This window comes from Yersinia sp. 2542 StPb PI (assembly GCF_048593855.1).
Classification (GTDB): Bacteria; Pseudomonadota; Gammaproteobacteria; order Enterobacterales; family Enterobacteriaceae; genus Yersinia; species Yersinia enterocolitica_E.
The window spans coordinates 1-434 of the sequence record NZ_JAZGQA010000508.1 but is presented as its reverse complement, the minus strand read 5'-3'; the positions used below and the strand labels follow the sequence as shown (position 1 = coordinate 434).

Here is a 434-nt window from a genome sequence, read left to right as displayed (position 1 = left end):
GAGCGGGTCAGCACATCGTAGGTCAGGGTAGTTTTTTGGCTGGCATTGCGGTGCAGCAGGCGGCTGAGTTGCAGCGTTACGTTCTCCGACTCCCCCCGGTAATGGATATCGCCATTGAGGCCCGCCACCGTTTGGTGGTAGTCATAGCTGCTGGCGGTCATGCCCGCGGTCCAGTAACCGAACGGCAGCGAGTAGTGGCCAGTCAGGTTATTGGTGCCTTTATCGCCGCGATTCTTTATTGAACCGCCAGCCGAGACATAAAACAGGTCACTCAGAGAGAGCGGGTTATCGAGAAACAGTGTCGCGCCACCTTGATAACGGCCGGTGCTGCGGGTGCCAGAGTCATCCAGTGAGGCTGCCAGCCGCCACATTTTGCGCTGCTGCCAGTTCAGGGCGATATCGGTCTCGCCGGGGGCATCACCCGGGATCAATTC

At 59.0% G+C, this 434-nt stretch carries 1 protein-coding gene; it reads right to left on the bottom strand.

Annotated features, from left to right (window positions below; all coding sequences use genetic code 11):
* A partial coding sequence (locus V1952_RS22525) for a ShlB/FhaC/HecB family hemolysin secretion/activation protein (RefSeq protein WP_420075633.1) occupies positions 1-434 on the bottom strand: 434 nt, incomplete at both ends.